The sequence below is a fragment of the Streptomyces sp. NBC_00631 genome, assembly GCF_045206895.1.
GTDB lineage: Bacteria > Actinomycetota > Actinomycetes > Streptomycetales > Streptomycetaceae > Streptomyces.
Map to the genome: position 1 here is coordinate 7,949,719 of NZ_CP107734.1, position 26,041 is coordinate 7,975,759.

26 protein-coding genes are annotated in these 26,041 nt (G+C 71.9%); 7 read left to right on the top strand and 19 right to left on the bottom strand.

Features of this window, described 5'->3' with window-relative positions:
• Position 1: 1 nt before the first annotated feature.
• The 4 genes from OHB00_RS36550 to OHB00_RS36565 form a co-directional block, all read right to left on the bottom strand.
• The gene (locus OHB00_RS36550; RefSeq protein ID WP_406441268.1) at positions 2-796 is read right to left on the bottom strand and encodes a hypothetical protein; all 795 of its coding nucleotides are present in this window, start codon (positions 794-796) and stop codon (positions 2-4) included.
• Positions 797-901: 105 nt separating this feature from the next.
• Positions 902-2,062 (bottom strand): oxygenase MpaB family protein, encoded by a 1,161-nt coding sequence (locus OHB00_RS36555; RefSeq protein WP_406441270.1) that lies wholly within the window; start codon positions 2,060-2,062, stop codon positions 902-904.
• Positions 2,063-2,110: 48 nt separating this feature from the next.
• Positions 2,111-3,163, bottom strand: coding sequence for a polyprenyl synthetase family protein (locus OHB00_RS36560; RefSeq protein ID WP_406441272.1), 1,053 nt, complete (start codon positions 3,161-3,163; stop codon positions 2,111-2,113).
• Positions 3,160-3,432: a polyprenyl synthetase gene (locus tag OHB00_RS36565; protein ID WP_406441274.1), complete on the bottom strand. Its 273-nt coding sequence runs from the start codon at positions 3,430-3,432 to the stop codon at positions 3,160-3,162. Before OHB00_RS36565 ends, OHB00_RS36560 begins: the two co-directional genes overlap by 4 nt.
• Positions 3,433-4,029: 597 nt before the next feature.
• Here OHB00_RS36565 and recA point away from each other — a divergent pair.
• The 4 genes from recA to OHB00_RS36585 all read left to right on the top strand — a co-directional run bounded on the left by recA (position 4,030) and on the right by OHB00_RS36585 (position 9,795).
• On the top strand, positions 4,030-5,163 hold the full coding sequence (gene recA / locus OHB00_RS36570; RefSeq protein ID WP_406441276.1) for a recombinase RecA: 1,134 nt from the start codon (positions 4,030-4,032) through the stop codon (positions 5,161-5,163).
• 4 nt (positions 5,164-5,167) lie between these two features.
• Positions 5,168-5,980, top strand: a complete 813-nt coding sequence (recX, locus tag OHB00_RS36575) for a recombination regulator RecX (protein ID WP_406441278.1) — start codon at positions 5,168-5,170, stop codon at positions 5,978-5,980.
• A gap of 100 nt (positions 5,981-6,080) precedes the next feature.
• Entirely contained in the window at positions 6,081-8,609 is a 2,529-nt protein-coding gene (locus OHB00_RS36580; RefSeq protein WP_406446153.1) for an ABC transporter permease, read from the top strand.
• A 226-nt stretch (positions 8,610-8,835) separates the two neighbouring features.
• Complete coding sequence (locus OHB00_RS36585) at positions 8,836-9,795, top strand: sugar ABC transporter substrate-binding protein (RefSeq protein ID WP_406441279.1); 960 nt, start codon at positions 8,836-8,838, stop codon at positions 9,793-9,795.
• Positions 9,796-9,847: 52 nt separating this feature from the next.
• Here the strand turns inward: OHB00_RS36585 and OHB00_RS36590 are convergent, their stop codons facing one another.
• The 8 genes from OHB00_RS36590 to OHB00_RS36625 all read right to left on the bottom strand — a co-directional run bounded on the left by OHB00_RS36590 (position 9,848) and on the right by OHB00_RS36625 (position 16,366).
• Positions 9,848-10,276: a rhodanese-like domain-containing protein gene (locus OHB00_RS36590; RefSeq protein ID WP_406441281.1), complete on the bottom strand. Its 429-nt coding sequence runs from the start codon at positions 10,274-10,276 to the stop codon at positions 9,848-9,850.
• Entirely contained in the window at positions 10,273-10,821 is a 549-nt protein-coding gene (locus tag OHB00_RS36595) for a cysteine dioxygenase (RefSeq protein WP_406441283.1), read from the bottom strand. Before OHB00_RS36595 ends, OHB00_RS36590 begins: the two co-directional genes overlap by 4 nt.
• A gap of 72 nt (positions 10,822-10,893) precedes the next feature.
• The gene (locus OHB00_RS36600; protein ID WP_350779852.1) at positions 10,894-10,980 is read right to left on the bottom strand and encodes a putative leader peptide; all 87 of its coding nucleotides are present in this window, start codon (positions 10,978-10,980) and stop codon (positions 10,894-10,896) included.
• A gap of 63 nt (positions 10,981-11,043) precedes the next feature.
• Positions 11,044-12,711 carry an FAD-dependent monooxygenase gene (locus OHB00_RS36605; RefSeq protein WP_406441285.1) on the bottom strand — a complete coding sequence of 556 codons (1,668 nt, stop codon included), beginning with the start codon at positions 12,709-12,711 and terminating at the stop codon, positions 11,044-11,046.
• Between the two features lie 236 nt (positions 12,712-12,947).
• Positions 12,948-13,850: an amino acid ABC transporter permease gene (locus tag OHB00_RS36610; protein ID WP_406441286.1), complete on the bottom strand. Its 903-nt coding sequence runs from the start codon at positions 13,848-13,850 to the stop codon at positions 12,948-12,950.
• Entirely contained in the window at positions 13,847-14,512 is a 666-nt protein-coding gene (locus OHB00_RS36615; protein WP_406441288.1) for an amino acid ABC transporter permease, read from the bottom strand. The genes OHB00_RS36610 and OHB00_RS36615 overlap by 4 nt, the downstream gene beginning before the upstream one ends.
• Before the next feature lie 109 nt (positions 14,513-14,621).
• Positions 14,622-15,458 carry a glutamate ABC transporter substrate-binding protein gene (locus tag OHB00_RS36620; protein ID WP_406441289.1) on the bottom strand — a complete coding sequence of 279 codons (837 nt, stop codon included), beginning with the start codon at positions 15,456-15,458 and terminating at the stop codon, positions 14,622-14,624.
• A gap of 131 nt (positions 15,459-15,589) precedes the next feature.
• On the bottom strand, positions 15,590-16,366 hold the full coding sequence (locus OHB00_RS36625; protein WP_406441291.1) for an amino acid ABC transporter ATP-binding protein: 777 nt from the start codon (positions 16,364-16,366) through the stop codon (positions 15,590-15,592).
• A gap of 315 nt (positions 16,367-16,681) precedes the next feature.
• Between OHB00_RS36625 and OHB00_RS36630 the strand changes: the two genes are divergently transcribed.
• Positions 16,682-17,374 (top strand): response regulator transcription factor, encoded by a 693-nt coding sequence (locus OHB00_RS36630; protein WP_406441293.1) that lies wholly within the window; start codon positions 16,682-16,684, stop codon positions 17,372-17,374.
• A 9-nt stretch (positions 17,375-17,383) separates the two neighbouring features.
• Positions 17,384-18,781: an ATP-binding protein gene (locus tag OHB00_RS36635; RefSeq protein WP_406441295.1), complete on the top strand. Its 1,398-nt coding sequence runs from the start codon at positions 17,384-17,386 to the stop codon at positions 18,779-18,781.
• 165 nt (positions 18,782-18,946) lie between these two features.
• Here OHB00_RS36635 and OHB00_RS36640 read toward each other — a convergent pair whose 3' ends face one another.
• Positions 18,947-19,945, bottom strand: a complete 999-nt coding sequence (locus tag OHB00_RS36640) for a TAXI family TRAP transporter solute-binding subunit (protein ID WP_406441297.1) — start codon at positions 19,943-19,945, stop codon at positions 18,947-18,949.
• 106 nt (positions 19,946-20,051) lie between these two features.
• Here OHB00_RS36640 and OHB00_RS36645 point away from each other — a divergent pair, with 106 nt between their 5' ends.
• Complete coding sequence (locus tag OHB00_RS36645) at positions 20,052-20,486, top strand: MazG nucleotide pyrophosphohydrolase domain-containing protein (protein WP_406441299.1); 435 nt, start codon at positions 20,052-20,054, stop codon at positions 20,484-20,486.
• Positions 20,487-20,541: 55 nt separating this feature from the next.
• On the opposite strand, the gene OHB00_RS36650 is transcribed toward OHB00_RS36645, so the two are convergent.
• From OHB00_RS36650 to OHB00_RS36675, 6 genes are all read right to left on the bottom strand, one after another.
• The gene (locus OHB00_RS36650) at positions 20,542-20,901 is read right to left on the bottom strand and encodes a DUF6204 family protein (RefSeq protein ID WP_406441301.1); all 360 of its coding nucleotides are present in this window, start codon (positions 20,899-20,901) and stop codon (positions 20,542-20,544) included.
• Between the two features lie 65 nt (positions 20,902-20,966).
• Positions 20,967-21,518 (bottom strand): histidine phosphatase family protein, encoded by a 552-nt coding sequence (locus OHB00_RS36655; RefSeq protein WP_406441303.1) that lies wholly within the window; start codon positions 21,516-21,518, stop codon positions 20,967-20,969.
• A gap of 221 nt (positions 21,519-21,739) precedes the next feature.
• Entirely contained in the window at positions 21,740-22,780 is a 1,041-nt protein-coding gene (locus OHB00_RS36660) for a glycoside hydrolase family 25 protein (protein WP_406441305.1), read from the bottom strand.
• Positions 22,781-23,332: 552 nt separating this feature from the next.
• Positions 23,333-24,031 (bottom strand): histidine phosphatase family protein, encoded by a 699-nt coding sequence (locus tag OHB00_RS36665; RefSeq protein ID WP_406441307.1) that lies wholly within the window; start codon positions 24,029-24,031, stop codon positions 23,333-23,335.
• Between the two features lie 185 nt (positions 24,032-24,216).
• Positions 24,217-25,329, bottom strand: coding sequence for a sensor histidine kinase (locus OHB00_RS36670; RefSeq protein ID WP_406441309.1), 1,113 nt, complete (start codon positions 25,327-25,329; stop codon positions 24,217-24,219).
• A complete protein-coding gene (locus tag OHB00_RS36675; protein ID WP_406441311.1) occupies positions 25,326-25,994 on the bottom strand; it encodes a response regulator in 669 nt (222 codons plus the stop codon). Before OHB00_RS36675 ends, OHB00_RS36670 begins: the two co-directional genes overlap by 4 nt.
• Positions 25,995-26,041 lie beyond the last annotated feature (47 nt).

The following is a 26,041-nucleotide window of genomic DNA, read 5'->3' on the forward strand; positions in this document are numbered from 1 at the left end:
GCTATCGGTAGGTGAGCACCGCCCACGTCCCCGCCGCGGCGACTGCCGTCGCGTAGCAGCCCACCGCCACGGCCACGACCCGCCACCGGGTCTCCTCGCTCCACGTGGTGCAAGACAGCAGCCACGCCAGGGCCGGCAGGACCAGCACCGCGTGCAGGCTGACCCCGTGCAGCGGCTTGAGCGGAGCCGTCGACGCGTACGCCGCCTCCTGGTGCCCGGTCCGGACGAGCACCACCCCGCGCGCGACCATCGCCGCTCCCGAGGCCAGCGCCACCAGCAGGATCGCGAACCCGGAACGCACCGCGAGCGCCATGCCCACGGGACCGGCCGGCCGCCGCCGGAAGGACGCCAACGCGAAGACGGTGAGCAGCACCACCAGGATCCCGCCGCCCACCGCGAGCGCCATGGACACCGCCGTGTCGAACGGCGTCTCCATGTCGAGGTGCGAGGGCACCCGGCGCCACGCCTGCAGCGTGATCCCGCCGACCTCCACCAGACAGTCGGCGGCGAACACGAGCAGCAGTACGGTCCGCAGCCGCTCCCCGGTCCTCAGATACGAGGTGATCCAGGTGACCGCCATCAGCGTCAGCCCGAAGGAGAGCCCGAACGTGACGGGCTTGCGCCAGGAGACCGGGCCGTACCAGGGGCCGCCGTCGACCGCGAACACCACCAGATGCGCCAGACCGGACAGGACGAGGAGCGCACCGGTCGCCTGACAGAGCCGCTCGGCGGGGCGCACCCCGCCCAGGGGGTTCGCCGGTGGCTTCCGGGGCGGACTCTTCAGGGAGGAGGACATGGGTCCAGCCTCCTGGGGGCGGTCCGCGCGGTCGTCGTCCGGCCGAAGACACCCGCGGTACGCCTTGCGGAGTAGCGGACCAGGTGAGCAGGGGAGCAGGGGTGGTCAGGAGACCGTGGCGGCCGGCGGGGTCCAGCGCCGGGTGCGGGGCACGGCGCCCGGGACGCCGTAGTCCTTCTTGAGGTGGTCGGGGATGGCGTAGTGCATGACGCGGCCACGAGTGAGCGAGGACAGTTCGAGGACGGTGGTGAGGTGGCCGAGGCGGTCCAGGGCCCAGGCGCCCAGCGGGGAGCGGTCCTCGATGGTCTCCAGGACGCCGAGGAGATGCGGTACGGCCTTGACGACGGTGTCCCACGGGGTGCGCGGCACCGCCAGCCAGTCGGCGCAGGTGTCGCCGACCAGGTGGCGGATCAGGGCGGAGACGACCGGATCGAAGAAGGTGCCGGGGACGACCTCCTCGTAGAGGTCGATGAGCTGCCGGGTCAGGACCACGCCCTCCTCGGAGGGGCCCATGTACCGGACCATGTACAGATCGAGGAAGGCGCGCGCCTCGTCGAGGGTCTTCGGGACGGCCTCCTGGTCGACGCCGAGCATGGCGCCCACCACCCGCCACGCGTAGTAGTACGCCTCGGCCCCCTCCGTGGACAGGTGAATGCCCAGCCGGTGCAGGCTGTCGAGGACCAGCAGCGAGAAGAACATCTGGCCGCCGATCATGTCCTCCTGACAGATCGGCGTGCCCAGCGCCTCCGTGTCCCAGCGGTTCTCGCGCCTGAGGTGATGCCGGATGGAGGCGTGCAGCAGACGCACCTTCTGGGCGGCCGGGACGAAGCGGCTGCCGGCCTCGAAGGCGTCGGGCCGCATGAGGTAGACGGTGAACTGACCGGTCTCCGCCATGCGCTTGGACGGGTACCTCAGGCCGTGGGTGGCCGACAGCAGCTTCGCCACGCGCGGGACGAGGTAACAGGCGGGCATGGCGGCGAAGGACAGCGCGGTCGAGATGTGCACGTTGTTGTCGATGAAGAACAGCCGGGCCTTCTCCATCTCGCCCCAGTCCACCCAGGACGGCGGCGTCCGGGTGGCCTCCAGGTACTCCCGCGCGACATCGGGCAGCCCGTCCGGCAGCGGAGCGCCGGCGGTGGAGACGTAACGCATCAGGGTGTTGAACGTGCCCACCTCCCCACGCTCGAAGAGCGCGGCGACCGTGGCGTCGGCGAGTTCGTCACCGGCGTGCCGCAGGGTGTCCATCGAGGCCTCGGTGTGGGTCACGGCAGGGCTCCTTGTCATCGCGGGTGTGGTCCGGGCCACCCGTGGGGGTCAGGACAGGCGGACCGCGGCCGAGTGGGCCAGCGAGGTCAGAGCGCCGGCGGCGGGGGCCGGCACGTCCAGTTCGTGGAGCGCGTCGAGTGCTTCCGCGACCCGCGCGCCGATCATGTGCTCGATCCGGTCGGGTGCCCCGAGCCGGCACATCACCTCGCGGACCGCGTCCAGGCCGTCCGCGTCCAGATCCCGGCTGCCGAGCAACGCGGCCAGCCGCTCCCGGTCGTCGGCACGGGCGAGACGCCAGGTCTCCGCGAGCAGGGCGGTGGGCCGGTGGCCGCGTACGTCGTCGGCGTTGGCCTTGCCGGTGTGCTCCGGTGCCCCGAACAGGCCGAGCAGGTCGTCACGGAGCTGGAAGGCCTCGCCCAGCGGCAGCCCGTACGCGGAGTACCCCGCGCGCAGCCGCTCGCCGGCCCCGGCCAGGGCGCCGCCGATCAGCAGGGGCTGCTCGACGGTGTACTTGGCGGTCTTGTAGCGGATCACCTTCAGTGAGGCCGAGGTGTCCGGACCGGCTCCGGTGCGCAGGATCTCCAGGCACTCGCCCGCGATCAGCTCCCTCGCCAGCACCGACCACAGGGGACGGGCCCGGGCGAGGTAGGCGGCTGGCAGCCCGCAGGTCGCGAACGACTGCCCGGCCAGCGACATCAGCAGATCGCCCACCAGCATCGCCAGCGACCGCGCGGTGTCGTCGGGGCGCGGACGGTCGTGCACGGCAGCGCGCAGGGCGATGTGCGGGGTGGGACGCCCGTGCCGCAGCGGGCTGTCGTCGATGAGGTCGTCGTGTACGACGGCGGCGGCGTGCACGAGCTCCATGGAGGCCGCCGCCCGCACCAGTGCGTCGCTGTCCGGCTGGCCCACCGCACGCCAGCCCCAGTAGCAGAACGCCGCCCGCAGCCGCTTGCCGTCCGCGACCGCCGCCTCCAGCTGTTCGGCCACCGGGACCAGGAGCGGGTCGACCGCCGCGAACAGGTCGGCCTCCTCGGTGACGAACCGGCGCAGCACCTCGTCGACACGGTTCTTGAAGGCGGCCGGATCCCATCGGTCAGTCATCGGCGGTGGTCCCGCCGGGCGAGGGCGTGCCGGGCGAGGATCTCCAGGTGGGCCGGGGGTACGGCCGCGTACCGGTCCAGGACCAGGCGGCCCCGCGCGGTGAGGTCGTGCTCGGCCTCCGCCGCCAGCGCGCCGGCGTCGGAGCGGCGCAGCAGCCCCCGTAACGTCCCGAAGGCGGTGCCCACCGTGCTCACCGCCAGGTCGGCCAGCCCCGCCGCGAGCAGCACGGCCTGCTCGTCCAGACCGCGTCGTCCCGTCTCACTTGTCATGCACTCTCCCACCCACGGCACCCAGGAGCGGCGCCACTCCCGGGCCGCCTCTTCGAGCATCGCGGCACGCTCGGCGTGGGCATGCGGAAACTCACGATCGGGTGAACGTCGTGCGGGGTGGTGCGGGGTACCGCCCCGCGGCCCCGCTTCAGGCTGCCACCCCCAGCACGCCGCGCACTCCCGCCCACGTGCCGCGCACGCCCGCCTCCCGGGCGCCGACCGCCGCGTCTCGCGCCGGTGCGTGCCTGCCTCGTGCGTTGCGCGCGGTTCCGTCTCTCCGTGCCCCCGTCCTCGTGTCTCGCGCGCGCCGTCCCGGGGCCTGTGCCGCCCCGAGTCCGTGGGTGAGGGGTGGGTGAGCGCCCTGCGGGGAAGTGGCGGGAGTCCCGCGTGGTGCGCTTGACACGAAAATCGAACATCCATTCTTATGGGAGCTCCGGTGAGGGCCCGGGTGGGGATTTCAGCGGCGTTTCGACACGTTTTCGGCGGAGAAGTCCCCGAGTTGTCCACAGGCCGAACCGGCGTCGGGACGCATTGTCAGTGGCAGGCGTTAGCGTCTTTGACGTGAAGCGATCGACTCAAGCAAACCGGGTGGAACCCATGGCAGGAACCGACCGCGAGAAGGCGCTCGACGCCGCGCTCGCACAGATTGAACGGCAATTCGGCAAGGGCGCGGTCATGCGCATGGGCGAGCGGTCGAAGGAGCCCATCGAGGTCATCTCGACCGGATCGACCGCGCTCGACGTCGCCCTCGGTGTCGGTGGCCTGCCGCGCGGCCGCGTCGTGGAGATCTACGGACCGGAGTCCTCCGGTAAGACGACCCTGACCCTGCACGCCGTGGCCAACGCCCAGAAGGCCGGCGGCCAGGTCGCGTTCGTGGACGCGGAGCACGCCCTCGACCCCGAGTACGCGCAGAAGCTCGGCGTCGACATCGACAACCTGATCCTCTCCCAGCCCGACAACGGCGAGCAGGCCCTGGAGATCGTGGACATGCTGGTCCGCTCCGGCGCCCTCGACCTCATCGTCATCGACTCCGTCGCCGCGCTCGTCCCGCGCGCGGAGATCGAGGGCGAGATGGGCGACAGCCACGTCGGTCTCCAGGCCCGCCTGATGAGCCAGGCGCTGCGGAAGATCACCAGCGCGCTCAACCAGTCCAAGACCACCGCGATCTTCATCAACCAGCTCCGCGAGAAGATCGGCGTGATGTTCGGCTCCCCGGAGACCACGACCGGTGGCCGCGCGCTGAAGTTCTACGCCTCGGTGCGCCTCGACATCCGCCGCATCGAGACCCTGAAGGACGGCACCGACGCGGTCGGCAACCGCACCCGCGTGAAGGTCGTCAAGAACAAGGTCGCACCGCCCTTCAAGCAGGCCGAGTTCGACATCCTCTACGGCCAGGGCATCAGCCGCGAGGGCGGCCTGATCGACATGGGCGTGGAGAACGGCTTCGTCCGCAAGGCCGGCGCCTGGTACACGTACGAGGGCGACCAGCTCGGCCAGGGCAAGGAGAACGCGCGCAACTTCCTCAAGGACAACCCCGACCTGGCCAACGAGATCGAGAAGAAGATCAAGGAGAAGCTGGGCGTCGGTGTCCGCCCGGAGACGCCCGCCGCCGAGCCGGGCGCGGACGCGGCGGTCACCACCGCCGCGGCCACGGACGACGCGGCGAAGACGGTGCCCGCCCCGGCCGCCGCCAAGGTCACCAAGCCCAAGGCCACCACCGCCAAGAGCTGACGCCGTGACACGACGAACCGACTGGGCCGACCACGAGTACGCGTCCCCCGGTGCCCCACGGGGGAGGGGCACCGGGGGCGACCCGGGCTCCGCCGGGGGCGGCGACGAGGCCTACGGCACGGGCGGCGGCAGCTACCGGGGCGACGGCGCGTACGACGACGGCACGCACGGCGCTCCGGGCGGTCCCCGCGGGCACGGATCACCCGGCCGTGGCTCGCGGAAGCCCGGAACCCGCCGTCGGCGTGGCTTCGGGGAGCCGTCCGGTGAGGACGGGGGTTCCTCCTCCTTGTCGAGGGCCGAGCAGGGGGAACCTCCAGCGGACCCGGCTGAGCGGGCGCGGGCGATCTGTCTGCGCCTGCTCACCGGGACCCCGCGCACCCGGAAACAGCTCGCGGACGCCCTGCGCAAGCGGGAGATCCCGGACGACGTCGCCGAGGAGGTGCTGTCGCGGTTCGAGGAGGTCGGGCTGATCAACGACAGCGCGTTCGCGGACGCCTGGGTGGAGTCCCGGCACCACGGCCGGGGACTGGCCCGGCGCGCACTCGCCCAGGAACTGCGCACCAAGGGCGTCGACTCGGTACTCGTCGACGAGGCCGTCGCCCAGCTCGACTCCGAGCAGGAGGAGGAGACGGCCCGCGAGCTCGTCGCCCGCAAGCTCCGCTCCACCCGGGGCCTCGACCGCGACAAGCGGATCCGCCGCCTCGCCGGCATGCTCGCCCGCAAGGGGTACCCCGAGGGCATGGCCCTCCGGGTCGTCCGGCGAGCCCTGGAGGAGGAGGGCGAGGACACGGAGTTCCTGGAGACCGGGGACTTCTGACGGGGCGACAGCCTCGAAGGGGGTGGGGCTAACCCCCCGTCAGGACACCGGACCACCGCAGTGCCCCGGGCCCTGCGCGTCGACGACGGTGTACGTCATGATGCTGCTGCGCTACGCCCTCAAGACCGTCCGTGCCCGCAAGGCCGGTTTCCTCGGCGCCTTCCTCGCCCTGCTCTGCGCGGCCGCCCTGATCTCCGCCTGCGGCACCCTCCTCGACACCGGCCTGCGCGGCACGATCCGCACCGAGCGCTACGCGGGGACCCCGGTCGTGGTCTCCGCCGACCAGTACGTCCACCGGACCACCGTCAAGCACAAGAAGGGCAAGACCAAGGTCAAGCACAAGGCGAAACCCATCGCCGAGCGCGCCTGGCTGTCGGCCGGCCTGGAGACTCGACTGGCCCGCACGCCCGGCGTCGCCCAGGTCGTACCCGAACTGACCTTCCTCGCCCAACCGCTGACCCCGGCGGGCACCGGCGGCCGTACCGCCTACGGGCACGCCTGGGAGTCCGCCGCACTCACCCCGTACCGGCTGGTCACCGGCACCGCGCCGCAGGCCGCCACCGACCTGGTGGTCGACCGTGAGCTCGCCGCACGGGCCCGTCTGCGGCCCGGCGACACCCTCACCGTGCAGTCGACGCAGGCCCCGCGCGCCTACCGGATCACCGGAATCGCCGCCCCGGCCACGGATGTACGCCACCAGACGGCCCTCTTCTTCTCCACCGCCGAAGCCCGCAGGCTGGCCGCGCACCCCGGGCAGGTCACCGCGTTCGGCGTGCTGCCCGCGCACGGCACCGACCCGGAGCAGCTGAAACAGGCCGTGACGCACACGCTGCGCGGTACCACCGCCCAGGTCTCCACCGGGGACGCCCGTGGCCCCGTCGAGTTCCTGGACGCGGCCGCCGCCCGGGTCCGGCTGGTCAGCATGGGCGGCGCCATGGGCGGGACCTCTCTGCTCGTGGCGGTCCTGGTGGTCGTCGGCACCTTCGCGCTCACCGTCCAGCAGCGCCACCGCGAACTCGCCCTGCTGCGCGCCATCGCCGCCACGCCGGGACAGATCCGCCGCCTGCTCGGCCGCGAGGCCCTGGTCGTCGCAGCGGTCGCCGGCACGCTCGGCGCACTCCTCGGCCTGCCTCTGGGCGCCTGGCTGCACACCAGGTTCGTCGCGCTCGGCGCCGTACCCGCCGCGCTTCAGCACACCACCGGTGTCGTCCCGCCCCTCGCCGCGCTCGCCGCCACCCTGGCAGGGGCCTGGACGGCCGCCCGTATCGCCTCCCGGCGCATCACCCGGATCCGGCCGACCGAGGCGCTGGCCGAGTCCCGCGTCGAGCCCGCCCGGCCCGCCCGGGGCAGGATCGCCGCCGGTCTGCTGCTGCTCGCCGGTGGAGTCGTCCTCGTCGTGCTGCTCACCTCCCTGCGTACCGAACCCGCCTCGACTCCGGTCACCTTCCTCGCCGTCGTGGTCCTCGCCATCTCCGTCGCCCTGCTCGGTCCACTGCTGGTCAGGGCGGCCGCGCTGCTGCTCGCCGGCCCGCTGCGGCTCACCGGTCACGGTGGCCGGCTCGCCACCGCCAACCTGCGCGGCAACGCCGCCCGGATGGCCTCCGTCGTCACCCCCCTCACCCTGCTCATCGGCATGACCTGCACCGTGCTGTTCGTCCAGTCCACGCTCGACGCCGCCGCCCGCGCCCAGGCCCGCGCCGGAGTCACCGCGGACTGGGTCGTCACCGCCCGGGGACCGGGCGTCCCGGCCGATGCGGCACGGCGGTTGCGTGCGCACCACGACGCCGTCACCGAGGTGGTCCGCACGACCGTCCGCATCGGACTCGACAAGTACCCGGCCCAGGGCGTCACCCCCGAGGGCCTCACCCGCACCTGGGACCCCGACGTCACCGCCGGCTCCCTCGGCCGGCTCACCGATCGCACCGTCGCCGTCAGTGAACTGGCCGCCGACCAGCACCACCTGAGGCCCGGCAGCTCCCTGAGACTCACCCTCGGCGACGGCACGCCTGCCACCCTCACCGTCGCCGCCGTCTACGCCCGGGGTCTCGGCTTCGGCGACCTCACCTTCGCCCACGACCTCGTCTCGCACCACGTGGACAACCCGCTCGCCTCCTCCGTCCTCGTCAGCACCGCCCGTACACATGCACAACTAGCAACTACGCTGCGTGAGTTCCCGGGGCTCGACATTCTTTCGCGGACCGCCGTCGACTCCCTCCGAGTCGAGCGTCAGCAGGACAACGCCGAGGTCAACTACCTGGCCATGGGGCTGGTCCTGGCCTTCACCGCCATCGCCGTCGTGAACACGCTCGCCATGTCGGTCACCGACCGCGTGCGGGAGTTCGCGCTGCTCAGGCTGGCCGGTGCCACGCGCACCCAGGTGCTTCGGATGCTGCGCACCGAGGTGCTGTCCGTGCTGACACTCGCCACGGCGCTCGGCAGCGGCATCGCGCTGGCCGTACTGACCGCGTTCAGTGTCGGCATGACAGGCCACGCCGCACCGACGGTCACACCGTTGCTGTACGTGACCGTGGTGGCGACTGCCGCGCTGCTCGCGCTGGCGGCCGCGGCTCTTCCCGGACGAGTGGCGCTGCGGGTGCCGGTGGTGACGGCGGCGACGGTGAAGGACTAGGTCCCGCCCCGAAGGGCCAGGTCTCGGACGCCCGGAGGCCTGGGGCCGGGCGGCTTCCCGCGCGGATCGCTACGGCGTGCGCACTCTTAGCGTGCGCGCCCGGGCGGGTTCGCTCTGTTTGGAGTGGCGGTAGTTTCGGCCGGTCCCGTCACCCGCGTGGATCTCCGTATGTCGTCAACTCCGCTCAGGAACAGACGAGTTCGTGCGCTCGAAAGGCGGCACCGCCATGCCCGGAACTGCTCGTACCCGAAGCGTCCTGGCTGCCTTCGGGCTCGTGGCCGGGCTGGGGCTGGGCGGTTGTGCGTTCGACTCGACCCGGACGAGCGATGCCGACGGTCCGCTGGTGATCGGGTTCGTGAACGGAGGGTCCACGCAGTTCCACACCTGTCTGCAGCGGGCCGTGGTGCGGACCGCCAAGGACAATTTCGCCAAGATCATCACGGCCGACTCGCACCAGGACGCGGCACGGGAACTGTCCAACATCGAGGGCATGATCGCGCGCAAGGTGGGCGTGATCATCCTCCAGACGGTCAGCACCGACGCCCTGCGGCAGGACATCGCCAAGGCCCGGAGCGCGCACATTCCCGTCTTTCTGACCTCGGTCGACGCCGAGACCGACGACGTCCTCGGGGCCGTCGTCGTGGACCTGAAGGAGGTGGGTGAACTGGACGCCGGATGGGTCGCCGACGCCGCGGCCGGGCGGCAGGTGCGGGTCGGAGTGGTCGCCGGGGCGCCCGGTGCCGCCTCCGACCTGCTCGTCGGCGGCTTCACCAAGGCGCTGCCGGCCAACGCGAAGGTGGTCGCCGACCAGCCGGGCATGTTCGACGCGGCCAAGGCGAAGAGCGTCGCCGCGAACATGATCAAGGCCCATCCCGACCTGGACTACGCGTTCGTCGCCAACGAGGAGATGGCCTTCGGCGTGCGCAAGGCGTTCGACGCGGCCGGGGCCACGGGCGTGAAGATCGTCACGGTCAACGGCACGGACGAGGGGCTGGCGGCCCTCAAGGACGGACGGTTCGCCGCCACGGTCTCGAACTCGGCCGCCGACATGGGCCAGTTGGCGGTGGAGGACACGATAGCTCTGCTCCGTGACGAGAAGGTGGCAAAGATCGCCAAGGCGAGGATCCGGCTGGTCACCAAGGACGACGCGGACCTCGCCCCGGTGTACTGCCCGACGGACGACTAGGACGACCGGACGACCAGGACGACCGGACGACCAGGAGGAGACCGGACGACGACTAGGAGGACCGAGGTGACTGAGGCGTGACCGGCAGGCCCGCCGCCTTCCATGCCTGGAAGCCGCCGATCAGGTCCGTCGCCCGGTGCAGGCCCAGTTGGTGGAGGGAAGCGGCGGCCAGGCTGGAGGCGTAGCCCTCGTTGCAGATCACGACCACCTGGATGCCGTGGCCGGTGGCCTCCGGGATCCTGTGGCTGCCCTGGGGGTCCAGGCGCCATTCCAGTTCGTTGCGCTCGATGACGAGGGCACCGGGTACCACCCCGTCCCGCTCGCGCAGCGCCGCGTAGCGGATGTCGACGAGCAGGGCCTCGCCGGTGCGCGCCGCGTCGTACGCCTCCTGCGCCGCGACGCGCCGGTAACCCGCGCGCACTCGCTCCAGCAGTTCGTCGATGCCGACCGGGCGCGGCTCCACCGGTTCCGTGCCGCTCACTGCCAGTCCTCCGGGCGCTCGACCTGCTCCAGGCGCAGCACCTGTCCGGTGCGGCTGTAGCGGCGGATCCGCGGCAGCGGCGGGTAGTAGGCGTGGACGGAGACCGCGTGGTGCTCGGTGGACCCGTTGAGCACCTCGTGGACGTGATCGCGGCCGAAGGACCTGCCCTTCCCGGCCGGCAGCCGGCGCTCGCGGTCGACGCCCTCGGAGAGCTCCAGGGTCTTCCAGCCGTCGGTGGGCAGCCGGGTGGCCAGGGAGTATTCCTTGAGTTCACCGCTGGCGGTGAGGAAGGCGCCGACCGACTCGGCATGGTCGTGCCAGCCGGTGCCGGTGCCGGGCGGCCAGCCGATCAGCCAGGCCTCGCTGCCGGCGGGACCGTCGAGCCGTACCCAGGTGCGGCCTTCGGGGTCGAGCGGGAGCGAGGCGATCAGCTCGGCGTCGGCGGCCGTACGCCGGACGAAGTCGAGAAGGTCCGCCTGGGTGGGCGCGGCGCCGGGCGCGGAAGCGGACGGGGAAACGGAGGAGGAAGAGAGAGAGGCAGACACGTGCACCGATCCTGATGAGGGTTCGCAGAAACGGGCGCAGACGGCGCCCTGAGAGAGAAGAGGAATGCGAAGTCAGCAGGACGGAAGACACACGCAGCCCGCATAGCGGACGAGGTCCACATGGACCTTCCGCCACAGGCGCACAGTGGTGTCGTTCACGATGCGGAGTACACCATGCCGGTGCAAGCCGGTCAACTCGGCGTCAGCAAGTGGACCGCTCGGTCACCGGGCGGGGGAACCGGCCTCCGCCCCCGTCTGCTGCTTCGTCCGCTCGGTGTTCTCCGCGTTCTCCGCGTTATCGGTGTGCTCCGTGCGCTCCTGGTCCTTGCCGCCCAGGGTCGCCTCGGCCGCCGCGTAGAGGTCGGCCGGGCGGACCCCGTTGAGGGCGGTGACCAGATGGCCGTCGGGGCGCACGAGCAGCACGGTGTGCGCCGGGGCGCCCGGGTAGGCCTCGGCGACCAGCAGTTCGGCCGGATGCGGCAGCGCGGTCACGGCCGCCGCGAGGCGGGGCATGATCCCGGCGGAGACCCAGTGCTTGCGGTCCCATACACCGGTACCGGGCGCGATGAGGACGACGAGCAGCGCGCCGCGGCCGAGCCGGGAGCGCAGCGGCACGAAGGTGCCGTCCTCCGCGGTGACCCGGACGTCGGTGACCGGCGTGCCGGGCGGGGTGTCGACCGGGATCTCGTGCTCCAGATGCCGGGGTGCGAGGGGTGAGTCGGCGTACGCCCCCGGCGCACCGAGCGAGCCGTGCCCCAGGTGACCGTCCGTCAGGAGCGCGTCGTGCCCCCGGGACGCGCCGGGGACGAACCCGCGCAGCCCGCCACCGCCGCGCAGCACCGGCAGTACCTGGTCGGCGGCGCGCAGCCGGGCGGCCACCGCCCCGCGCCGCTCGGTCTGGTAGCTGTCCAGGAGCGCCTCGTGCGGGCCGTGGTGCCAGGCCGGGGCCAGCTTCCAGGCGAGGTTGTCGACGTCCCGCAGTCCCTCGTCGAGCCCGTGCGTCCCGAGCGCGCCGAGCAGGTGCGCGGCGTCCCCGGCGACGAACACCCGGCCCACCCGCCAGCGGCGGGCGAGACGGTGGTGGACGGTGTGGACTCCGGTGTCGAGCAGGTCGTACGGCGGTGTGGTGCCGCCCGTCCAGCCCGCGAGGGTCTCGCGGATCCGGGTCACGAGCAGCTCGGGCGTGACCAGGTCCTTGCCGGGCGGCAGCAGCCAGTCCAGGCGCCACACGCCGTCCGGGAGGGGGCGGGCGGTCACCTCCCCGGCCGAGGGCCCGGACATCCGCCACGGCGGTGCCCGATGGAGCAACGCCTGACCGGGCCACGGAAGTTCCGTGCGCAGCGCGGCGACCGCCTGCCGTTCCACCGCCGTACGGCCCGGGAAGCGGATGTCCAGGAGCTTGCGCACGGTCGAGCGGGGGCCGTCGCAGCCCACCAGGTAACTGCCGCGCCACCAGGTGCCCCTGGGGCCCCGGGTGTGCGCGGTGACCCCGGAGCGCTCCTGCTCGGCGGTGTCCAGGCGGCTGTCGGTGACGACCTTGACCAGCGGTTCGTCGGCGATCGCGGCACGCAGGGCGTTGGTCAGCACGTGCTGCGCGATGTGCAGCGGAGCGGGCTCTCCGGCGTCGTCGAAGACGACCTCGCGCATCACCTGCCGGCGCCGCACCGACCGCCAGCCGGTCCAGCGCAGGCCCAGGTCGTCCAGGGGCGCGCCGCTCAGCCGCGTCACCAGGGCGGCGGTGTCCTCGCGCAGCACCACCGTGCGCGCCGGGCGCGGTTCGTCCTTGCCCGGGCCCTCGTCCAGGACGACGGACGGCACCTCCTGGCGGGCCAGCGCCAGGGCGAGCGTGAGCCCGACGGGCCCCGCTCCGACGATGATCACCGGGTCCACGGCGCGGCGCCCCCTGCCCGTACGCGAGTCCCGACGGAGATGGGTGAACAGGTGGGTGGAGCAGGGTGCACGATCACAGAATGTATGCAACAGACTGGGCGCCACCCGGTCAAGCGGCGCACCCGGGGACACGTCAGCATGGCGGGCGCGCGGAGCCCGTCGGGCCGGTGGAACGCGGCGGGGGCGGCGACCGTGCGGCCACCGCCCCCGTACCAGGTGCGCGGGTTGACTCCGGGTCAGGCGGACGCCCCCGAGCCGAAGGCGCCGGCCACCTCGGCCGCGTTCAGGTCCTGGACGTCCTCGGCGCCGAGCACCGCGCCCGTGCCCCGCTTGCTGCGCCGCAGCCGGCGCTCCAGCCAGGAGGCGAACGTGGTGAGCGCGAGGTTCAGCACGATGAAGACGACCGCGACGACGACGAAGCTGGGGATGACGTTGGCGTAGTTGGCGGCCAGCGTGCCGCGCGCCGTGAGCAGCTCGGTGAACTGCAGCATCACCCCGCCCAGCGCGGTGTCCTTCACGATCACCACGAGCTGGCTGACGATGGCCGGCAGCATCACGGTGACCGCCTGCGGCAGCAGGATGCCGGTCATCGTCTGCCCCTTGCGCAGCCCGATCGCGTACGCCGCCTCCGTCTGCCCCTTGGGCAGTGCCAAGACGCCGGCCCGTACGACCTCGGCGAGCACCGAGGCGTTGTAGAGCACCAGGCCGGTGACGACCGCGTACAGCGGCCGTTCGTCGCTGCCGATGTCGGTGGAGCGGACGTAGAACTCCTGGGCGAACAGCATCAGCAGCAGGACCGGGATCGAGCGGAAGAACTCGACCACCCAGCCCGCCGGGATCCGCACCCAGGCGTGGTCGGACATCCGGGCCATGCCGAGGACCGCGCCCAGCGGGAGGGCGATCACCATGGCGAGCGCGGCCGCCTTGAGGGTGTTGCCGAGCCCCGGCAGCAGATAGGTGGTCCACGCCTCGGAGGTGGTGAACGGCTGCCACAGGGCCCACTTCAACTGGCCCTTGTCGTCCAGCTTCTGCCAGACCCACCAGGCCAGCAGGGCGAGGAGCAGCACGAAGAGGATGGAGAGCAGCAGGTTGCGCCGTCGGGCGCGGGGCCCCGGGGTGTCGTACAGGACGGAGCTCATCGCTTCACCGCCAGGCGCTTGGCGAGCCGGCCGAGGAACAGGCCGGTCGGGAGGGTCAGGACCACGAAGCCGAAGGCGAAGACCGCGCCGATGGCCACGGTCTGGGCCTCGTTCTCGATCATCTTTTTCATCAGGGCCGCGGCCTCGGCGACGCTGATCGCGGCCGCCACGGTGGTGTTCTTGGTCAGGGCGATCAGGACGTTGGCCAACGGGCCGATCACCGACCGGAAGGCCTGCGGCAGCACGATCAGCCGCAGGGTCTGGGAGAAGTTCAGCCCGATCGCGCGGGCCGCCTCGGCCTGTCCGACGGGCACGGTGTTGATGCCGGAGCGGAGCGCCTCACAGACGAAGGCGGCGGTGTAGGCGGTCAGGCCGAGCACCGCGAGGCGGAAGCCCTGGACCTTGAAGTCGGAGGCGCCCAGCGTCACACCGAAGATGTCGGCGAGGCCGAGCGAGGTGAAGATGACGATGACCGTCAGGGGGATGTTCCGGACGATGTTGACGTAGGCGGTGCCGAACCCGCGCATCAGCGGGACCGGGCTGACCCGCATGGCGGCCAGCAGGGTGCCCCAGACCAGGGAGCCGACGGCGGAGAAGACGGTCAGTTTCACCGTCGTCCAGAACGCCCCTAGGACGTCGTAGCCTTGAAGAAAGTCGAACACGTTTTCCCGCGCTTCCGGGTGTGTGGCGTACGTGGAGGGCGGGGCGCGCCGCCGCCGGGGAAGCGGTGGCGGGCGGCGCGCCCGAGAGGGTCCCCTGGAGAACCGTGCCTTACTTGACGATCACGCCGATCTTCGGTGCGGGCTCGTTCTTGTAGTTCGCCGGACCGAAGTTCTTGTCCACGGCCTTCTGCCAGGAGCCGTCGCTGACCATCTTCTCCAGCGCCTTGTTGACCTTGCCGATGGTCGCGGAGTCGCCCTTCTTGACGCCGATGCCGTAGTTCTCGTTGCTCAGCTTGAGGCCGGCGAGCTTGAACTGGCCCTTGTACTTGTCCTGTGCGGCGAAGCCCGCGAGGATCGAGTCGTCCGTGGTGACGGCGTCGACCGCGCCGCTCTGCAGGCCGGCGATGCACTCGGAGTAGGTGCCCACCTCCTTGAGGTTCGCCTTCGGGGCGAGCGTCTTCTGGACGTTCTGCGCCGAGGTCGAACCGGTCACGGAACACAGCTTCTTGCCGTTGAGGTCCGTGCCCTTGGAGATGGTCGAGTCCTTCTTGACCAGCAGGTCCTGGTGGGCCAGCAGGTACGGGCCGGCGAAGTCCACCTTCGCCTTGCGCTCGTCGGTGATCGAGTAGGTGGCCGCGATGAACTTCACGTCACCGCGCGCGAGGGCGTTCTCCCGGTCGGCGCTCTTGGTCTGCACGAACTCGATCTGGTTCGGCTTGTAACCGAGCTGCCCGGCGACATAGGTGGCCACGTCCACGTCGAAGCCCGAGAAGGAGCCGTCGGGCTCCTGGAGTCCGAGACCGGGCTGGTCGTACTTGATGCCGACCTTGATCTTGCCGCCGCCCGAGGAACCGCTGTCGTCCTTGTCGCCACTGCCGCACGCCGTGGCGGACAGGGCGAGCGCGAGCACGGCGGCGGAGGCGGCGGTGACCTTGCGGAGCTGCATGATGAACATCCCTCGTTCTGGTGAAGACGGCTTTGAGGACGGCTTTGAGGACGGCTTTGAGCACGGCTGTGGAGACGTCTGTGGAGACGCCTGCGGAGACGTCTGTGAAAAGGAAGGGGGCCCTGCGCGTCTCAGTGGTGCAGGATCTTCGACAGGAAGTCCTTGGCCCGGTCGCTGCTCGGGTTGCTGAAGAACTGGTCCGGCGTGGCCTGTTCGACGATCCGGCCGTCGGCCATGAAGACCACGCGGTTCGCGGCCGAGCGGGCGAAGCCCATCTCATGAGTGACGACGATCATCGTCATGCCGTCCCTGGCCAGCTGCTGCATGACCTCCAGGACCTCGTTGATCATCTCGGGGTCGAGGGCCGAGGTCGGCTCGTCGAAGAGCATGACCTTCGGGTCCATCGCCAGCGCCCGCGCGATGGCGACGCGCTGCTGCTGGCCGCCGGAGAGCTGCGCGGGGTACTTGTCGGCCTGGGTGCCCACTCCGACCCGGTCGAGCAGGGCACGGGCCTTCTCCTCGGCCTGCCTCCGGTCGGCCTTGCGCACCTTGAGCTGGCCGAGCATCACGTTCTCCAGCACCGTCTTGTGCGCGAAGAGGTTGAAGGACTGGAAGACCATGCCGACGTCTGCGCGCAGCCGGGCCAGCTCCTTGCCCTCCTGGGGCAGCGGCCTGCCGTCGATGGTGATCGCTCCGGCGTCGATGGTCTCCAGACGGTTGATGGTGCGGCACAGAGTGGACTTGCCGGACCCGGAGGGCCCGATCACCACGACGACCTCACCGCGGGCGATCGTCAGGTCGATGTCCTGGAGTACGTGCAACGCTCCGAAATGCTTGTTGACGTTCTTCAGGACGACCAGTTCGCCGGTCGCGGCCACGTCCTCCTTGGCCACCGATACTTCGGTCATCGCTTTCGGGCTCCGTCCTCCTCGGTTTCGGAGGAATGTAGTTTTCGCGTGTGACCAGCGTCATTACATCTGAGGGAGATCTGAGCATCACGATCCGATAGCAATCGGACACACGTCGTAGCGCCGGCGGCTGCCGGGTATCGGCCGCGTAACGGAACCCGCCCGCCGCCGGAACCCACTTGACGCCGTCGGCGTCCATCAGCGTGACTGCCTCGTGCACGCACGCGTGTGCGCGTTTTCTACAATGCGCGGGCTTTCCACAGACAAGCCGACGACGAACCATGACCGTACGACCGTTGAACCGGGGGGGCCGGGATGAGAGTGCTGCTCGTCGAGGACGACAACCACGTCGCCGCCGCGCTCTCCGCGGTCCTGGCGCGGCACGGGTTCTCCGTCACCCATGCCCGCAGCGGGGAGGAGGCTCTGCGGGCCCTCGTCCCCGAGAGCGACGGCTACGACGTCGTCCTGCTCGACCTCGGCCTGCCCGACCAGGACGGCTACGAGGTCTGCGGCAAGATCCGCAAACGCACCAGCACCCCGGTGATCATGGTGACGGCCCGCTCCGACGTCCGCTCCCGCATCCACGGCCTCAACCTCGGCGCCGACGACTACGTGGTGAAGCCGTACGACACGGGGGAGCTGCTCGCCCGCATCCATGCCGTCAGCCGGCGCACCCACCACGAGGACGGCACCGTCGGCGCCGACGGCGACAGCGCGCTGCGGCTCGGCGCCGTCCGCATCGAACTGCCGACCCGTCAGGTCAGCGTGGGCGGCAAAGTCGTCCAGCTCACCCGCAAGGAGTTCGACCTGCTGGCGCTGCTCGCCCAGCGGCCGGGCGTGGTCTTCCGCCGGGAGCAGATCATCAGCGAGGTCTGGCGCACCAGCTGGGAGGGGACCGGCCGCACCCTGGAGGTGCATGTCGCCTCCCTGCGCGCCAAGCTGCGCATGCCCGCGCTCATCGAGACCGTACGCGGCGTGGGTTACCGGCTCGTCGCCCCGGCCGCGTAGCGGGGACGGGTGCGCACACGTCTCCTTCCGCTGCTCATCGTCCTGATGGCGGCCGTGCTGCTGGCGCTCGGCGTACCGCTCGCCGTCAGCACGGCCTCCGCGCAGCAGCAGAAGGTCGTCGTCGACCGCATCGACGACACCGCGCGGTTCGCGGCCCTGGCCCAGTTCGTGACCGACACGCCCACCACCACGCGCCCCATGAGCACGGACGACCGGCTGGAGACCCTCCGCCGCGAACTCGCCAGCTACTACGGCGTCTACGGCATCCGCGCAGGCGTCTTCTACCGCAACGCCTCCTCCATGGCCAACGCGCCCGAGGACTGGGTGCTGCCGACCACCGGCGAGGTCCGGGAGGCCTTCGGCGAGGCCCTGCTCAGCCGCCGCAGCCACGACCCCGCGCAGGTGTGGCCCTGGCAGCGCAGCCGGCTGGTGGTGGCCTCGCCGGTGATCCGGGACGGTGACGTCGTCGCCGTGGTGGTCACCGACTCGCCCACCGGCCCGATGCGCTCCCGCACCCTGCGCGACTGGCTGGTCATCGGCGCCGGCGAAGCCGCAGCGATGCTGCTCGCTGTCGGCGCGGCGCTGCGGCTGACCGGGTGGGTGCTCAGGCCGGTACGGGTGCTCGACGCCACCACGCACGCGATCGCCAGCGGCCGGCTCAAGTCCCGGGTCGCGGCGGCCGGCGGCCCGCCGGAACTCAGACGGCTGGCCCGCGCGTTCAACGAGATGGCGGACAACGTCGAGGACGTGCTGGAGCAGCAGCGGGCCTTCGTCGCCGACGCCTCCCACCAGTTGCGCAACCCCCTCTCCGCGCTGCTGCTGCGCATCGAACTGCTCGCCCTCGAACTCCCCGAGGACAACGAGGAGATCGCCTCGGTCCGCACCGAGGGCAAGCGGCTGGCGCAGGTGCTGGACGACCTGCTCGACCTGGCGCTGGCCGAGCACGCCGAGGCGGACCTGATGCTGACCGACATCGGGCGGCTGGCCGAGGAGCGTATCGCCGCGTGGACACCGGCCGCCGCGGCGAAGGGGGTCCGGCTGACCGGGGACTGCACGCCGACCACCGGGTGGGCCGACCCCGTCACGCTGTCCAGCGCACTGGACGCGGTGATCGACAACGCGGTGAAGTTCACGCCGGAGGGGGGCGTGGTGGAGGTGACCGTGACCGCCGAGGGTGACGTGTCGACGGTCGTGGTGACCGACACGGGCCCGGGGTTGACGGACGAGGAGCTCGCGCGCGTGGGGGACCGGTTCTGGCGGAGCGGGCGGCATCAGAACGTGAAGGGGTCGGGGCTGGGGTTGTCGATCACGCGGGCGCTGCTGGCGGCGGGCGGGGGGTCGCTGTCGTGTGAGCACCATGAGCCGCGGGGGTTGCGGGTGACGGTTTCAGTGCCGCGGGGTGGGTGAGGGACGGGTGGGCGCGGTTGTGCATAGGTGCGCGGGCGGGCGGGGCTGGTCGTGCCCACGCGGCACAGCCGCATGGTGGTGCCGCCCCGCGCCCCTTTCGGGGCGCATCCGCTGAGGCTCCTCAAAGAGCCCCGACCGCGACGGGCCGTTCCCCTCGACAGCCCTTCAGGGCTTGACCGAGCGGTAGTACCGCCTGGCTCCCTCCTGCAGCGGCAGCGGGTCCGTGTAGATCGCTGTGCGCAGGTCCACCAACTGGGCCGAGTGGACGTGGTTGCCGATGTCGTCGCGGCTCTTGATGACGGTGCGGGTCACCCATTCGGTGAGGCGCGGGTCGATGTTCCTGCGGGTCACCAGGACGTTGGAGACCGCGATCGTGGGTACGGTCGTGCCCTGCTGCACGGACGGGTACGCCGACTCCGGCATGTTGGTCGCCCGGTAGTAGAGCGCGGCCTCGCCCTCGGTGTGCAGCCGGGTGACGAGGTTTCCGTCGATCGGCACGAACGTGAAGCTGAACTTCTTCGCCAGGTCCTGCAGCCCCTTGGTCGGCAGCCCGCCCGACCAGAAGAACGCGTCGATCTTGCCCCGCCGCAACTGGTCCGGGCCGGTGTCTATGCCGTCGGACACCGCTGTGATGTCCTTCGCCGGATCCATACCGGCGGCCTTGAGCACCCGGTTGGCGATCAGCCGCACCCCTGAGTTGGGCAGCCCGATCGCCACCCGCTTGTGCCGCAGTTGCGCGACGCCGGTGATGCCCGAGTCGCGCGCCACGACGAGCTGGACGTAGTCGTCGTAGAGCCGCGCCACTCCGCGCAGCAGTCCGGCGCCCCGCCCGTCGTTCAGTTCGTACGTCTCCACCGCGTCGGCCGCCGCGATGGTGAAGTCGGCCTGGCCGGTCGCCACCCGCCGTACGTTCTCGTACGACCCGTTGCTCTGCACCAGCTTCACCTTCAGCCCCGGCATGTCCTTGCCCAACTCGGTGCGCAGCCGTTCGCCGTACTCCTGGTAGACGCCGCGCAGTGTCCCGGTGCTGAAGGTGATCGTCCCGGTCGGAGGCTTCTCGCCCAGCGGAAGCAGCCACCACAGCAGCAGGCCGAACGCGACGACGCCGGCCGCCGCGCACTGGAGCGCGCGGCGGCTGCGGAGACGGGGGAACACCTTGGGCATGCGCGCGATCCTGCCAGCCGGTCACCGTCCTGACCAGGGCCGGGGCGGGGGTCAGAGGGACGGCGGCGAACCGGGACTGTCCGTGGCGGCCGCTAGAGTCGTTCGCATGACCAGTTCCGCCCCCGGTGGATCGACCGGTACCTCGCCCGCCCGCCTCGTCCGGGAGTTCCACCAGGCCTTCGGTCTGGACGCCCGCACCACGCCGACCGAGGTGTCTCCCGAACTGGCCGCGCACCGGGGCGAGTTGCTCGCGGAGGAGGCCGCGGAGGTCGCCGAGGTCGCGGTCGAGGGGCCTCTCGACCGGCTCGCGCACGAGCTGGCGGACGTGGTCTACGTGGCATACGGCACCGCGCTGGTGCACGGGATCGACCTGGACGCGGTGCTCGCCGAGATCCACCGGTCCAACATGAGCAAGCTGGGGCCCGGCGGGCAGGTGGCCCGCCGGGCCGACGGCAAGGTGCTCAAGGGCGAGCACTACCGGGCGCCGGACGTCTCGGCGGTGCTGCGCGGTCAGGGGTGGATACCGGGGGGCGCGGCCTGACTCGGGCGCCGGGGGCCGGGGGCTGGGGGCCGGGGGTGCCGCCCGGCGCCGGCCGTCAGTCCTGTCGCTGTGCGGCTGCCCGGCGCTGCCGCTTGCCGAGGGGCGCCTGGGAGAGGTCCTCCGCGCTGGACCTGAGGTTCTTGTAGCCGTAGCCGCGCTCGGTCAGCCACGCCCTGGCCGCCTCCTCGGCGCGCTCGGTCGCCTCCAGGATGTCCTCCTCTTCCTCCCCGCTGTCCTGGAAGCGGAAGGTGAAGGCCGGGCGGGCGGTGATGTCGTAGCTGAGGTGGCCCTCGGGCGTGAAGGCGGCGCGCAGCACGTCGTGGTCGGCGGCCCGGGAGAGCAGTTCGGCGCGCTGTCCGGCGTCGAGGCCGTCGAAGACGCCGCGGACGGTGACGCGGAAGGTGCGGGTGGTCATGGCGCGACCCTAGGCAGGCCGGGGCGCACCGTTCCACCGCATTTCCGGTGCCCCGCCGGGCACCCCTAGCCGCCGACCTGGCCGAGCCGCAGGTTCCAGCGTCCCGGCCCGCCCGTGATCTCCGTCGCCGACAGCGGTGGGACGTCCACGCGCCAGAACGCGGTCTCGGGCGCCCCGAGCACGTGCAGCACCATGGCCCGCACGACCTCCGGCTCCACCACGGCGATCGTCCTGCCGATCATCAGGCCCGTCCGGTCCAGCCAGCCGGTGACCCGCGCGCACAACTCCCGCACCGACTCGCCCCCGTGGGGAGCGGCCGCCGGGTCGGTCAGCCACCGGAGCAGCGCGTCGGGTTCGGCGGTGCCGACCTCCTCCAGCGTCCGGCCCCGCCAGCGGCCCGCGTCCAGGCCGGACAGCTCGGGCTCCGCCGTGGCGTCGATGCCCAGCGCGTCCGCCGTCTCCCGGCAGCGCACGCTGGGGGAGCAGACCTCCTCGCCCGCAGTCGGCAGAGTGAGCGCCACCGCCTCGGGCTTCTCGATCGAATCGCCGTCGTCGAAGCGGGCCCGCCGCAGCGAGGGGGTCATGGCCGGGGCTATGAGGATGACTCGGCAGGTCACGGGGCGGTTCCTCCTTGGTCGTCCACGGTCGTCCACCGTCGTCCACAGGGCGTTCATCGGCGGCGGGTGCCGGACGCGCACGACAGTACGCGGTCCGGCCGGCCCGGCGACGCGCGCGAGATCGCCTACCGGTGAGCGACGCGGCGAGCTTCGTCCAGGGCGCGATCCTGCCGGTCGACGGCGACCGCACGGCCGTCTGACCGAGGGGGCCCGCCCGGGCGTCAGGAAGCGGGGTCGAGATGGATGACGACCTTGCGGACGGCGGCCTCGATCGCCGCGGTGACCGAGGCGACCAGCGCGGCGGCGTCGATCGTCTTGTCGAACGCCGCCACGACGGTGGCCAGTTGGGCGATGGCCGCGTTCTGCGCCGCCTCCGTCGCCTGCACCAGCCGCAGCCGGGCATTGGTGTCCTTCACGTAGGACTGGAGCGCCCAGTACTGGTTGGTCTTCGCGTCCGGGGCGTCGGCGGGGGCCGCGATCACCCCGTCCATGGTCAGGACCGCCTTGGCCGTGGCCGACGCGACGTTGCTGACGTCCTGCGTCTCCAGCACACCGCCGCCCGCGACCAGCTTCGCGACGACCGCGGCCGCGACCTTGTCGATGTCGTCCGTGGTGAGCGCCATGTCTGTCTCCGTTCCGGCGGCCCACGCGCGCAGCGCGGACTCGCTCAGGTAGCAGATGGATCGGTCGAGGGGAGCCGAGGTGAACTGCCAGAACAGCGGTGATCTGCCGGACGGGCCGGGCTTCGGATGTGCCTCGGCCTGGGCGTAGGTCGCAGCCCCGGACCAGGGATAGGCGGGGTACCAGAGGGGGACGGTGGCGGGCGCGTGACCGGCGGCCAGGTCGCTCGCCGAGGTGTAGACACCGACCCGCTGGCCGGGGAACGCGGCCTGCACCTTGGCGGTCCAGGCGGTGGCGTAGGCCCGGATGCCGGCCGCCGTCGTCCCCGCGTAGTTCGCGCCGTCCGACCTGCGTTCCAGGTCCAGCCAGTGCACGAAGCCCCGGCGGGCGTACGGCCGTACGGCGGCCACGTAGTTGGCGGCCTCCGCTGCCACGTCCTGGTTGGGCCAGCCGAAGTGATAGGCGCCGGGCACCAGTCCGGCCTCGATGATGCCCGCGATGTGCAGGGCGAAGTGCTGGTCGTGGGTGTGCTCGCCCTCGCTGGCCTTGGCGAAGGCGAAGACCACGCCCTCCGCCTCACGGGCCTTCCAGTCCTGGGCTCCCTGATAGACGGAGAGGTCGATTCCGCGGCATGTGGACACCTCGCGCCGCCCCCTTTCATGGACCTTTCGCTGACGCCTGGGTGACCAGAGTGAAAGGCCGGACGTGGTCCGTCATGTGCTGTTCCGTTCAACGGACCGCCCCCTCGGGCCCGCACGACACGGCTCGGGGCACGCCACCTGGCCGGAAGCGTCGAGGGGACGGCTTCCGGTCGGGCGCGCGTACCGCCGACCCGCGCCGTCGGCCTGAGGGGGGCCGTCGGCCGTGGCGCGGGTCGCGACGGCGGCAACGCGACGAGGGCGCACGGCAGTTCCTGCCACCGAACCGCCGTACGGATCCACGACCCTCACCCACCTGACCCCGCCCTGCCGGGCGCCGGGCCCGGCGGAGCCCCCCCCGCGCGTCGGCTCCCCGTGGGTCGCCGACCGCCGGTGTCCAGACCCGCCGGTGAGGGCCGGCACGAGGCCGGTCTGCCACGACTCGGCCCGCGCCGCGCGCAGGGTGGGGTCCCTGAGAGTTGTGGGCCTGTGCCAGGCAGGACAGTCGGGGGACGGCTTCACCGGCGCGCCGTCCCCGAGCGCGCCGGTCAGGTCCTAGCCGCAGCCGGTGAGGGCCGATTCCGGCAGGTAGGCGGAGCCTGTCCCGCCGTCCGGGCGGACCGTCGCCGGCCGGGCGCTGCGGACGGCAGCGGGCGCGGGGGGCCGCGAGAGCAACCGTCGCCGGGGCTCCTGGGGGAGGACGCGGCCGGACTGGACGTCCCAGCAGCCGCCTCGCCAGGTGAGGAAGACCGTGCACAGGGGCGGCACGGCGACATGCCAGAAAGCTCTTGCCGGCAGGGCCAGGGCATGGATGAGCGCGGCTCGGACAACGGCCGCCTCGGTGATCGCCACCGCGTGGCCCGTGCCGGGCGCCATGCCGCCCAGCCAGTCCGCCGAACGGCGGCAGAGCTGGCGTACGGACTCCCCTCCGTGGGGCGCGGCATCCGGATCCGTGCGCCAGGCGCTGAACCCGTCGGGGTCGCTCGCGGCGACTTCACCGACGGTGCGGCCGCACCATCTGCCCACGTCGAGATCGCGCACCATGGGCTCGGACACCGCTGCCAGGCCGATGGCGTCGGCGGTCTGCGAGCAACGGGTCGAGGGTGCTCGAACGGCCTGCTCGTAGACAGAGAGCACTGCTCTCGCGTCGCCTGCCAGTCGCAGGCCGCACTCGCTCAGTGGGGCGTCGCCGAGGAGCGGATCCAGAGTGGCGTCACCGCCGGGCGCGCACAGAAGCGTCAGGTGGATCGACATGGGACCGGCCTCCTTCTTGGCCCGGCCTTGGCCCGGCACGGCTTCGGACGGAACGGCTGAGGCCACGTGGTGCCTCACGTGTTCCAGAGTCGGTGCAGGCCCCCTGGCCGGGCCATCCGCCAGGTGGCCGGAACGACCCCGCCGACTGGCCGGCCTGCCCCGCGGCAGGGCCGAACCGGCATCGTTCACCGGTTCCGCTCGACGGGCAGTTCGAGGCGGAGTTCGTAGCCCCCTTGGGCCGTGGGGCCGGATGCGACGGTGCCGCCGAGGAGCTCCGCCCGCTGGGCCAGGCCGACCAGGCCGTTCTGGGCGCTCGGCAGGGCGAAGGCCGGCCGGGTGGGGACGGTGTTGGTGACGGTGGCACGGAGGACACCGTCCCGGTGCGTGACGCGGACGGTCGCGGCGGCGCCGGGGGCGTGCTTGCGGACGTTGGTCAGCGCCTCCTGGACGGTGCGGTAGACGGCGCGCTGCACCGTCGGCGGAAGCTCCTCGGGCAGGTCGGTCTCCAGCTTCGCTTCGATGCCGCTGGCTCCGACCAGCTGCTCCAGGTCGGCGAGCGACGGCTGCGGGGTGAGCTCCGTCGGCCTGCTGCCGGAGGCCCGCAGCACGCCGACCATGTGCCGCAGCTCCTCCAGGGTCTGCACGCTCAGCCGGCGGATCGTGGCCGCGGCCTGTCGCGTCTCGGCGTCCCGGCCGCTCACCTGGAGCGCTCCGGCCTGTACGGCGATGAGACTGACCTGGTGGGAGACCACGTCGTGCATCTCCCGGGCGAGCTGGGCGCGCTCCTTCGCCAGCACGCTCTGGGCGGTCAGCAGCCGCTCCTGCTCGCGGGCCTCGGAGATGTCGGCGAGCCGCAGCGACAGTTCACGCCGGGCCTGGACGAGCTGGCCGAGGAAGACGGGAGCGGCAGCGGTGGCCAGGGTGTAGCTGAGGTGGAACAGGTTGTTCGTCTGGGACAGCTCGGTGGCGTCCAGGGACGACCACGGCCACGGCAGGAAGTCGATGATGGCGTAGGCCAGCGCGCAGCCGGCCAGCAGGAGACGGTGGCGGTTGAGGGAGGAGAGCGTGTACAGCGCGGCCATGGGGGCGACCACCGCGTCGGTGACCAGGGCGGTCGGGAGCGTGAGGACGAAGGTCGTCAGGGGCAGCCGGTGCCGCAGCATCAGGGCAACGGCACCGAGCAACGCGCACGCGGCGGCCGGCTGGTCCTCGACTCCGACGTGAGCCCAGGCGTCCGCCAGCGCGATCCCGACGATGCCGATGTCGATGAGCACGGCCGACGGCTGTCGGTGACTCACCGGACACTCTCGTCCTGAGAGGGGGTGAGCAGGCCCGCGCGCTCCGCGATGAGAGCCGCCTGGACGCGGCTGCTCACCCGCAGTTTGCCGAGGACGTTGGCGACATGGCCCTTGATGGTGCCGGTGCTCAGGTGCAGCCGTTCGCCGATCTCGGTGTTGGCGAGCCCTTCGGCCATGAGGACGAGCACGGCACGTTCCCGCTCGGTGAGCCGGGTGGTGAGACGGACGGCGGCGGGCTCGCGGACGCTGTTGTCGAGGTAGCCGCCCACCACCAGGCGGGTGACCTTGGACGACAGTACGGTTCCGCCCTCGGCCAGGGTGCGCACCAGATGGGGAAGCTGCTCGGGGTCGGTGTCCTTGAGCAGGAATCCGGCGGCGCCCGAGCGCAGAGCGGTCGCCACGTATTCGTCGGTGTCGAAGGTGGTGAGCATGGCGACCACCGGAGCCTGCGGCATGCGGCGGAGGTCGGACAGAATCGTGAGCCCGTCCACGTCCGGCATCCGGATGTCGAGCAGGACGACGTCGGGCCCCAGCTCCCGCACCGTGCGCAAGGCCTGGCCACCCGCTACCGCCGCGACGACCTCGATGTCGTCCGCCGTTTCGAGAATGTGCGTGAAACCCGTGCGGATCAGGGCTTCGTCATCGACCACCAGTACCCGGATCACGTGCGCTCCGCTCCTCGCATGCCCTGTCGAGGCGTACCCCGCGGGAG